Origin of the sequence: uncultured Chryseobacterium sp. (assembly GCF_913776365.1) — a bacterium.
GTDB lineage: Bacteria > Bacteroidota > Bacteroidia > Flavobacteriales > Weeksellaceae > Chryseobacterium.
On the sequence record NZ_CAJYMO010000241.1, the window covers coordinates 1 to 7,278 of the forward strand.

Genomic DNA, 7,278 nt, shown 5'->3' on the forward strand with positions numbered 1-7,278 from the left:
CAGATATCAAAATCCAGTTTTTTCATTTCCCGGAGCGTGTAAGCATAATCTTGGGCGATACCCGGATATGCGGAGACCTCAGAGAACGGATGATCGGTGATAATGCTCGGCATGTTGGCAATCAGAACCTTATAGCTTCTGTCTTTGTCTCTGGTTTCAAGCAGGTAACTGCATGAGCCTTTCGTGTGGCCCGGATGATGAAGCAGTATCAGTTTCGTATTTCCGAGTGTCACGGCCTGCCTGTCTTTTAAAATAACATCGGGAGCAACGGGCTTAAAGGTGATCCCGTACTTTCCCATTTCATAATCCGATTTCCCTCCGCTTTTCAACACCTCTGCATCTGCCCCATCCGCATATAGTTTTGCGCCGGTTTCCTTTTTAATATCCGCCATTGCACCCAGATGATCGTAATGCGCCTGATTGAGCAACAGGATTTTAATATCGGTATAGGTAAAGCCAAGCTTCTTGATATTGTTTTTAATAACCGGAAGTGAATCGGCAAGTCCGGTATTGATCAGGATGTTCCCTTTATCCGTTGCGATAAGGTACGAAGCAAGATCGTAAGTGCCGACATAATAGAGGTTTCCGGCAATCCTGAACGGCTCATACGACTGTGACCATTCTTTCGGATGATTTTTGGGCTCATGAACATCCTGGGCACTCAGCTGGCTCATCAGGGCGAGACCGAATAATACTGCATATTTCTTCATTCGTAAAACTGTTTTATCGTTAATATTCATAAAATTCCAGCGGAAGATTGTCGGGATCCTGCGTAAAGAAAAATGCTTTCCCGGTAAATTCGTCGATCCTGATGTCTTCACAGGCTAATCCTTTCTGCATCAATTCTTCTCTTTTTTCCTGAACGCTTTCTACTGAGAACGCAAGATGCCTTAATCCGCAGGCTTCCGGCCGAGAAGGTCGCGGTGGCGGATCGGGAAAGGAAAAGAGTTCGATGACGTAATGATCTTCAATGGCGAGATCAAGCTTATACGATTTTCTTTCGTCCCGATATACTTCACGAATGATGCTCAGTCCCAGCATTTCGGTGTAGAACTTTTTTGAGACTCCATAGTCTGAGCAGATAATGGCGATATGATGGATTTTCATGCTAAAAATTTTTGAATTTACTGATGATGATGTCCTGATACATTTCCCTGAGCTCTTTTCCTGCCTTATCATGATCCAGGTTTTTATCTATTTCCACTTCGCGGATGACAACGGTGCTGAATTTCTTCTGGTTTATTTCCCTGTAAGAAGGCTCAATAGAAAACCTGAGGTTCTTTACTGTCCTTTCACCTACTTTTAATTCCGGGATTTTATAATCTGAGCTTTCATGTATTTTTTTCAGGATAAGCAAACGGAGCTCATCATTATTTATGGTGAAGACAGGACCGCCGTTTTTAAGGGCATTCTGATCAAACTTCCCCATTTTTGAGATCTCGAAACGCAGGGATTCTATCACCTCTGCCGTGTCCTTTACCCAGGCTACATGATGAGCGTCCATTTCTGTGAGAAGATCGGTTTTTGTTTTCCTGATTTCCATACTGGCTCCCCTGAAAATCAAAGTGCCTTTTTCAGGAATATAAAAATAAGAGTAAGGCGGCGAAGTAGACATCAGCACAAATACTGCAGGAACCAGAACGATGGAAACACTGATCTTCTTCAACCTGATTTTTTCGAGATACCAGCTGTTCCTGATCAGAAAATACGGAACCGGGAGCAGCAACAGCACCCAAAGGTCAGTATAATCTACGAGCCGGTGAATGGAAACAGGGGAAACCAGATTATACAGCCTGATCAGATTGCCGGAAAAAGGTGATTTCCAGAAAACGAAAAACAATCCGGCCACAAATACCGCATTTTCCCTGAGCTTTGGAAACAGGTAAGCAAGCAGCATCGGGAATAAGACAATGCCTGCCATATCCGATACTTTTCCCGTCAGTCCGTTATGATACGCTGTTTTGAACAGGTGATCATTCAAAAAAAGCAGCGTCAGGCAGCCTACAAAAACAGGGTTTACAATCAGGTTTTTATTTCTCATGGATCAGGATCTTTACACTTATCTTCTTCCGGTAGGTGATAACCGGATTTCTTTCATTAGCGGTACTAAAATAATGAATTTTATAAGGCCGTCCGCTTTGCGCGGTCTGTATTTTATTATGGTTTTTACCGCAACACTATAAAATGTCCGCAGAATGCGGGTTATTTGCTCCAACCTACCATACTTTACAAAAATCATTTGAGCAATAGTAAAAAATAAATTAAATTTATAGGATTATTTGCAACTATGTGGACAGCCTACCTGATTCTGACCGGATTATTACTGGTCCTGACCTTACTTCCCAAAATCCAGCACTCCCACTGGATCTTCCGTACCCCGGAATTCGGGAAAATACAGATCACGATTTTTATCCTTTTGACTTTCATTTTCGGGTTCTTCACAGACCGTCCCGGAAGCTTCTGGTACTATCAGGCTTTACTTATGATCATGTTTATACATCATGGAGTGATCCTGATCAAATACACACCGCTCTACCCGATTAAAAAACATTTTCACCACGAAAAAGCCTCCCGGAAGCTAAAATTTATTTCCGCCAATGTTTATCAGTTCAATACGGATTACAACAGGTTCATCCAACTGATCAATACCTGTAAGCCCGATTTTTTCCTTACCATGGAAAGCAACGGCGACTGGGAGCAGGCTCTGCGGAAGCTTGAAGAACAATATCCGTATCAGCACAAAGTGACATTGGAAAACACCTATGGAATGCATTTTTACTCCAGGGTGAAACTGGAATCGGCAAAAACCCATTTTTTTGTGGCCGATGATATCCCGTCCATAGAAGCCCACCTGGAAACGGAAAACGGGTTCAGGTTTGTCTTTTTCGGAGTACATCCGCCGCCGCCAAGCCCCACAGAGGAAGAAACTTCCAAGGAAAGGGACGGCGATCTGCTGAGTACGGCAAAACGGGTTACTGAACTTAAAGATCCTGTCATTGTAGTCGGCGATTTCAATAATGTGGCATGGTCTAAATCTTCCATCCTGTTCAGGAAGACGAGCCATCTGATCGATCCGAGAATCGGAAGGTCTTTTGTCTCTACCTTCCATGCCCGGTATAAACTGCTGCGGTTCCCGATTGACCTGATGTTCCACAGTGAAAATATCTTTATCGAGGAACTGAAGACACTGGGGAATTTCGGTTCCGACCATCTTCCGGTATACTGCGAGTTTTATATAGACCATGAAAACCATGAGCAGGAAGAAAGAATTGACGGTGCAACCCGTGAAGAAAAAGCGGAAGCGGAAGAAATGATCCGGGAGGGCAAGGAAGAAGACGGTGAACGGGATGAGGTAGTTACTGAAGATTAGAGCTCAGGAAACAGATCCCTGCCGTTTCCGTTCCGGAGGCAATTTCTGGGATTTTCCCATATTCCAATAAATAAAGCGGACTTTTGTCCGCTTTATTTATTTTATTTTAATTTTCTTGCCTCTAAAATTTCATGATGTCCTTTACCACCCCGTTTTTCTGGGTATATTGTAGCAGTTCCGTTTCTATGAAAGACTTGATCCGATCCTCGGAGCCATCGTTCGGAAACAACAGATGGACATTGGCACCGGCATCCAGTGTAAAGAACAGGGAAAGGCCTGTTTCTTTTCTGAAATCCCAGATTCTGTTGATAGCTTCCAGGGTTCCGGTCTTCATCAGAATAAAGGCCGGATCGCTCATCATCATCATGGCATGCAGCGTAAGGGCTTCATGTTCCACCAGTTTAATGAAACGCTCCATATCTCCGGCAGCCAGGATTTCCTTCATGGGACCGAAATTTTCCCTAGCTTCCTGGAACCTCCGGTCGGCATACGGATTGGTATTCATCAGTCCGTGACCTACGGTGGAAGATACGCTTTTCTGCCCTTCATGGATCAGCAGTACCCAGTCATTGAAATCTTTGAAAATTTCATGGATTTCCTCATCCGGATATTTCACGGCAAAAAGGTCGGAACTTCCCCTTACCTGGGATTCTCCCCAGACCACGAGCCCGTTGTAGAGGCTTCTGCAGGCACTTCCGCTTCCCAGCCTGGCTAAAAAGGAAGCTTTCCTCAAGGATTCCCCGCCGGTCAGTTCTCCTGAAAAACTTTCATCCAGGCTCATCAGGCACTTGGCAACCGCTCCGAAACCGGAAGCCGAACTGGCAATACCGGAACTGTGCGGGAACGTATTTTCCGTACGGATGATGTATTTTCCCTGCAGGATCCAGGGAAGGTACTGTTCGATATTCCTGAAATATTTTCCGATTTTTTCAGCAAACTTTACCTCTTCGTTACCGGACAGAAAAGTCTGTACGGAAAACGGCTCACCGGCCAGGAATTCTATCGTGGTGTTGGTCCTGCATTGGTTCAGCGTGTAACTGATACTCGGGTTGGCCGGGATCTGATTGTCATATTTTCCCCAATACTTGATCAGGGCAATATTGGACGGGCAGCTTTCCGAAACCGTCCGGTTGCTTACCGTTGCTTCTTTTTTTCCTAAAAATTCCTGTGTTGTTGTCATACGTTAGTTTAGTTAATAAACTTTATTTTTAATCCTGTTCAGGAGGATCTTATATGCCTTCTGAATTGTCTTTTATGCTATCCATGCTTCCGGTAAGCCGGATACCATGCATTCCATATGTGCTGTCATTATCGACGGGCTTTGTAAGTTTAACGGCCTTATTTCCGTAACATCCGCAATTTCATTATGAGCCCTTTCAAATCGTGTTCAATCATGGCTCAATACATTTCCTCAATCAGATCCGCATACTTTTTCAGCACTACATTTCTTTTCACTTTTAAAGTGGGTGTGATCTCACCGGTGTTGATGTCAAATTCTGCAGGCATCAGGGTAAATTTCTTCACTTTTTCAAATTCCGAAAGTTCTGCCTGGAGCTCATTGATTTTCTCTTTATAGAAAGCTTTCACCTTCTCATCCGCTACGGCTTTCTCCCAATCATCGGTACTGATGTTATTTTTCTTTGCAAAATCCCGGAGAAAATCAAAATTCGGAACGATGAGCGCCGAGACAAACTGCCTTCCTTCCGCAATCAGGACAATCTGCTGGATAAAGTTGTTATTGGTCAGGAGGTTTTCAATCTGCTGGGGCGCAATGTATTTGCCATTGGACGTTTTCATCAGATCTTTCAGCCGGTCGGTGATGGTCAGGTTTCCGTATGCATCAATGGTTCCGGCATCGCCGGTTTTGAACCATCCGTCCGGAGTAAATACTTTCTGCGTTTCTTCCGGCCTGTTGAAATACCCTTTCATGATCCCGTTTCCGCGGGCCTGGATTTCGCTGCCCTCGCCGATCCTGAGTTCCACACCCGGAAGCGCTTTCCCGCTGGTACCGTGCTCAAAGCGGGTAAATGGAAACAACGTCAGTGTGGCAGTCGTCTCGGTAAGCCCGTAGCCTACCGTAACATGGATTCCTGCCGATTCAAAAAAACGGGTGACTTCAGGAGACAGGGAAGCTCCGCCACACGGAAGAAACCATAGCCTTCCGCCCATTTTTTGCTTAATTTTGCTGAAAACCAATAATTCAGCAACAGATTCTTTTATTTTCAATGCCAACGGAACCGGTTTCTCCGCTCTCCGCAACTCAGCGGTCTGCCAGCCTGTTTCCAGCGCCCAGCTGAATATTTTTTTCTTCATTGCCGAACCTTCTTCCGCCTTTTCCAGCACACCGGCATAGATTTTCTGGAAAAACCTCGGAACCGAACACATCATGGTCGGTTTTACTTCTTCCAGTGCTTTGGCAATATGTTTCGGGTCTTCCAGGAAGTATACCCTTGCCCCGCCGTACAGGCAAAGCAGGCTCCAGCATCTTTCAAAGACATGGCTCAGCGGCAGGAAAGCCAATGAAAGCTCCTCTTCAAAATTCCTGAACTGCAGGAATTCAAAATGCGCATCGAATGCATTGATGAAATTTCCGTGGGTCAGCATTACGCCTTTCGGGGTTCCGGTAGTTCCGGAAGTATAGATAATGGTGGCAACGTCTTCGTCTTCCTTTGTGCAAAAAGCAGATTCCGGGGAAGCTTTGGCAATGAAATCCTCCAGGTAGAAGCTGCTGAATTCTTTTTTGATCCAGACGGCTTTCTTGGAAATAATAATGGTCCCGAGCCCTGTATTTTCTTTCTGAAGAATCCCGAGGCAGGCATCATACTGTGCCTGATCGCCTACCAGAATGATCTTTGATTCCGAATCCCGGATGATGTATTCCGCCTGCTCCGCATTATTGGTGGAATAGACAGGAACAGTAACGGCACCTATGGCCATGGCAGCAAGGTCAAAGATCATCCACTCCGAAGAATTATCCGAATAGATGGCCACTTTATCGTTTTCCCGGATTCCTGCGCTTTTTAAAGCATTAGCTGTTTTAAAAATGATTTCACTGAATTTTCCCCAGCTCAGCTCTTTCCAGCCGGCCTCTTTCTTCTTGAAGCCGATGGCAGGTTTGATGGCGTGTTTCTGTATGTTTTTCTGAATAATTGCCTCCGCAAGATTCATTTTTTCGATTTTTTATCGTTAATATAATGGGTAAGATGGAAATCCACCGTCTCTTCCAGCGGAATAAAACGGTAATCCAGCCTTCCCCTGATTTTTTGGCTGGAAATGGAATTCATGGTAGAGACGGCCCTGATATTCAGACGGGTTGCCATTCTCAGCGCCGGGAACAGCCATCCGAAGAGGATATTGGCAACAATCCCAAGCTTAAGCACCGGTTCCGGGAGAATCCGGGCTTCCGGGAGCCCCAGTTTTTGCCTGACCTGCCTGCCCAGCGCGGCATAGCTTTTATTTTCGGACACCAGAATAAATCGTTCACCGAAAATATTCCGCTCCATCAGCTCTACAGAAATCCTGGCCACATCACGTACGTCCACGTAGCTGGTACCGCCCGGAAAGCTGAAGCTGTTTTTTTCGAGGGTGGGAAAAATATCACCGCTGCTGTTCCCCCAGCTGCCGCTGCCGATGATCATCCCCGGATTTACAATCACGGTATTCAGTCCTTCTGCCGATGCCCTCCAGACTTCCATTTCCGCAAGATGCTTGGACAGGGCGTAGGCCGAATGTTCTTCTTTAGGATTAAAATCAGAAGTTTCATCCAGTTCTCCGTTTTCATTGAAAATATCCAGCACCGCTATAGAGCTTACAAACAGGAATTTCTTTACGGATGATCCTTCGCAGGCAAATAAAAGATTTTCGGTACCTTTTACGTTCATGTGATGAACAGCTTTGTTCTCTTTAGG

At 45.2% G+C, this 7,278-nt stretch carries 7 protein-coding genes; 1 reads left to right on the plus strand and 6 read right to left on the minus strand.

What is annotated here, in order from left to right; all coding sequences use genetic code 11:
- The 3 genes from bla to QZ735_RS12325 form a co-directional block, all read right to left on the minus strand.
- Positions 1-710, minus strand: a 710-nt coding sequence (gene bla, locus QZ735_RS12315) for a subclass B3 metallo-beta-lactamase (protein ID WP_294248839.1), incomplete at its 3' end; no start/stop codon positions are given.
- A 19-nt stretch (positions 711-729) separates the two neighbouring features.
- Entirely contained in the window at positions 730-1,107 is a 378-nt protein-coding gene (locus QZ735_RS12320) for a VOC family protein (RefSeq protein WP_294248842.1), read from the minus strand.
- A gap of 1 nt (position 1,108) precedes the next feature.
- Positions 1,109-2,041, minus strand: a complete 933-nt coding sequence (locus QZ735_RS12325; RefSeq protein ID WP_294248845.1) for a hypothetical protein — start codon at positions 2,039-2,041, stop codon at positions 1,109-1,111.
- Between the two features lie 246 nt (positions 2,042-2,287).
- On the opposite strand from QZ735_RS12325, the gene QZ735_RS12330 reads away from it, so the two are divergent.
- Positions 2,288-3,370 carry an endonuclease/exonuclease/phosphatase family protein gene (locus QZ735_RS12330; protein WP_294248849.1) on the plus strand — a complete coding sequence of 361 codons (1,083 nt, stop codon included), beginning with the start codon at positions 2,288-2,290 and terminating at the stop codon, positions 3,368-3,370.
- A gap of 121 nt (positions 3,371-3,491) precedes the next feature.
- Here QZ735_RS12330 and QZ735_RS12335 read toward each other — a convergent pair whose 3' ends face one another.
- The 3 genes from QZ735_RS12335 to QZ735_RS12345 all read right to left on the minus strand — a co-directional run.
- The gene (locus QZ735_RS12335; RefSeq protein ID WP_294248851.1) at positions 3,492-4,550 is read right to left on the minus strand and encodes a diphosphomevalonate decarboxylase; all 1,059 of its coding nucleotides are present in this window, start codon (positions 4,548-4,550) and stop codon (positions 3,492-3,494) included.
- Positions 4,551-4,768: 218 nt separating this feature from the next.
- Positions 4,769-6,538 carry a long-chain fatty acid--CoA ligase gene (locus tag QZ735_RS12340; protein WP_294248854.1) on the minus strand — a complete coding sequence of 590 codons (1,770 nt, stop codon included), beginning with the start codon at positions 6,536-6,538 and terminating at the stop codon, positions 4,769-4,771.
- Positions 6,535-7,278, minus strand: a 744-nt coding sequence (locus tag QZ735_RS12345) for an NAD-dependent epimerase/dehydratase family protein (protein ID WP_294248859.1), incomplete at its 5' end; no start/stop codon positions are given. The genes QZ735_RS12345 and QZ735_RS12340, both read right to left, overlap by 4 nt.